General features: G+C 68.5%; 2 protein-coding genes. Both read right to left on the reverse strand.

Translation table 11 applies throughout. From position 1 onward, the window contains the following. Positions 1–61: 61 nt before the first annotated feature. Entirely contained in the window at positions 62–1,366 is a 1,305-nt protein-coding gene (locus J5X86_RS50015) for a hypothetical protein (RefSeq protein ID WP_243983366.1), read from the reverse strand. Positions 1,367–1,439: 73 nt separating this feature from the next. Next, the gene (locus tag J5X86_RS50020) at positions 1,440–2,516 is read right to left on the reverse strand and encodes an AAA family ATPase (RefSeq protein WP_208523212.1); all 1,077 of its coding nucleotides are present in this window, start codon (positions 2,514–2,516) and stop codon (positions 1,440–1,442) included. Positions 2,517–3,101: the final 585 nt, after the last annotated feature.

Below are 3,101 nucleotides of genomic sequence, written 5' to 3' on the forward strand. Positions count from 1 at the left end.
ACCGTCAGCCGCCCTCCTGCCGCACCGAACCGACAGCAGCAGACTCACGGCCCCCACCCCATCACCGCACCGAAAACGGTGCACATTCCTCCGTACGAGATGGCGCACGTTCACTTGTACGCCGACATGCGGCTTTCTGGGCGTCCCGGGCGAGGGCCTGACGCATGTTCAGGCGGCCGGGTGGGGCGGCTGAGGTGGTGATGGTGGTGGTGCGTTCCCGGTAGGCGGCGGCTCGCAGTGCTCTCGCGAGTTGTCCTGCGGCGGACTTTTCGGCGCCGGTTGGCGGCCGGGTGCCGGTGATCGGGGACCAGTTGCTGCGTCTGCGGGGTTTGCCGGGGGTGAACGGGCGCGCTCCGGGTGAGAAGACTCGTTCCGCCGTTTTGGCTGCTTGCCGGGCGTGGGCAGCCTGTGCGGCTTTTCCCTTGCCCCGGGCGGTTCGGGCGGCGGCGGCTCGCGCTTGGGCGGCTGCCTGCATGGCTTCGTTTGTCCGCACCCGTCCGACGACCTTGCCGATCGCTTCGGCGAGTTCGTTGAGCCGTCCGCCGCCTGTGGGCTCGGGCCCCGTGGCTGGGGTGGCCAGGGCTTGGCACCAGGCTTGGGCGTGCTGCAGCATGCTGGGGCCGTCGTCGTCTGCGGTGGTGTGGGCGGCCGTCCAGATCTGCGCGAGGGTTTCCAGCAGGTCGGGGCCGAGGATGCCGGTGACGGTTTGTTCCAGGGGTTCGGTCTCGTCAGGGTCGAGGATTCCGGCGTCCCTGCGGGCGAGGATCAGCCCGGCGGCGTAGGCGGCCTGCCACGGGTTGCTGGGGGTTTGGGGGGTGAAGTCGGCCAGGATGAGGGTGTGGGCGGCGGTTCGCAGGAACCGGCGGTCGGTGGGGCGGCGGGTGAGGTGGGCGTGTTCGGCGCGGGATTCCTCCAGCATTTGGGCCGCTGTGTTCAGGGCCGTGCCGTGCAGGTGGGGCGGGGTGGTCCAGATGCTGTGTGCGGCGTGTGCTGCCTCGTGGGCCAGTACTCCCCAGGCGACCGGGTAGCGGTCCTCGTCGCCGCGCCGTGTGGGGTTGATAGTGGCTGGGTGGAGTGGGGCAAAGAGGGCGGTGTCGATCTCCAGCTCAGCTGTGGTGGGGTAGAAGGCGCCTGGGGCGCCGGAGCGGGTGCCGTGCTCGCAGGTGACGATCACGTCTTCGCGGCCTGCGAGTTCCGGTAGCCGCTCGGTCAGAGCTGCGGCGATCCGTGGCCATTGCGAGGCTGGTTCGGCGGGGGTGGGTTCGAAGGGTGGTCCGCCGTCGTCTTCCCACCGGGCCTGGGCCCATTGGGCTTCGGAGAGTGCGGGCGGTTGGTGCTGGACGTGGGCCTGGGTCAGAGCGGGCATGGCGGACCGGTCCCTTTCTGAGGGGTTCGGGTGGGTGAGGTGTCGGCGAGGGGCCGTCGGTGGGTGCTGGGGGTCAGAGTTGACGGCCCAGGGTCAGGGCGGTGATGGGCCTGCCCAGGGCCTTGGTGACGATCTCGGCGACCGTGTCGCGGTCCTCGAGCGGGGCGATTCCGACCAGGTTGGCGAAGGCGGCGTCGGCTCCGAGGACATCGGCGACCTTCTGAAAGGCGATCAGTTCCCGTAGCTGTGGGACCCAACCCACCTCTCCGGCCTGCTGGCTGGTGGCCAGGTGGCGGGCAATCCGCACCGCCGTCCTGTTGATCTTCAAAGCAGTGGCCAGGTCGTAGTCCGATCCCACTTGGATCTGTACGGAGAACCGGCTCGCGAGGGCCTCGGTCAGTACCGCCCCGTGGACGCCGGGGTTGTGGCCTGCGATCACATAGAAGCCCTCGGCGGCGGTGATGGTCTCGCCTTTGTGTGCCTTGACCTGGATCTGTCGCCGCCCGTCCATCGCCGGGTACAGCGCTGCCAGGACCTTCGGGGAGATCAGGGTCGCGTCGTCCAGCAGCAGGGCTCGCCCCTCCTGCATGGCTGTCACCAGCGGGCCGTAGATGAACTCGTAGCCGCCGTGTTCGTCCTGGGTGTATTCGCCGATCAGGTCTCCGACCGTCGTGTCACCGTCCCCGGCCACCGTGATCAGGTCCTCAAAGGCTGCCTCGATGAGCGAGGTCTTGCCTGTCCCTGGTGGGCCGTACAGCAAGACCGATACACCGGCCTTGCGCAAACACCGCAGTGCTTCGACATCGGGCAGGTTCGCCAGTGCCCTGGGGTGATAGTGCTGGCCGTTCGGACGGGTGATCGGCGCGGGCTTCCCGCTCGGGGGCGGAACCGTCTTCGGCGGGGAGGCAGGTGATGGCGGTACCGGTGGGTTGTGGCCCGGGCCATGGGTTGCTGCGCGCTGCGCGGCTGCGGCAGTGGCAGCTGTCGCCCGGTACATGCGAGGTTTGGAGCCAACCCTTTCCGCCTCTCCTCGGCGTACGAGAGTCTCGCAGGCGTTGCCGACCGCCCCGCCGGAATGCCCCAGCATGCTGACCAACTCGGTGACGCTGAACTGCGCACTCGGAGGGCTCGTGGCCAGGATCTTCGCGATGCGTGCCCGCAGCTCGCCTGGGCGAGCTTTCCCGTTGGCGGGGGCCGTTGAAGGCGACAACCCGGTCGGAGGCCTCGGTGTGGTCGAGGTGGGTGTGGAAGGCATTTGGGCGGTGCTTGTCATTGCAGCCCTTCTCATTGGTCACAGGCGGAGGCATGGAGCCGGGAAGACAGGGATGTGGTGCCGAGTTGTTGACTTCGGGCCTGGGCAGGGCGTGCACGTTCACAGTTCTCATCCGCCGCGCCGCTCATTACCTTTCACCGCTCCCGCCTTTTCAGGCACACTCCACCTATCGTCCGCATTCCAGGCGGACCCCATTAGCGTAAATCTTTCCCCGGATTCCCTGGGAACATGACCAATATAGCTCGACCTGCGGGCCGTTTCGGCATTAATTCCGGCTTGGAAATGCTGGAATTCTCGTGAATTCGCGACGGGAATTCAGGGCAATTCACGGGCGCACGACGCATAGCGTCGTGGGCGGCGGTTTGGACGATACTTCCCAAGCCCCCCGGCGCGGCCCCCCGGCGCGGCCCCCCGGCGCGGCCCCCCGGCGCGGCCCCCCGGCGCGGCCCCCCGGCGCGGCCC

The sequence above is a fragment of the Streptomyces sp. NEAU-YJ-81 genome (genome assembly GCF_017592595.1).
GTDB classification, from domain to species: Bacteria; Actinomycetota; Actinomycetes; order Streptomycetales; family Streptomycetaceae; genus Streptomyces; species Streptomyces hygroscopicus_B.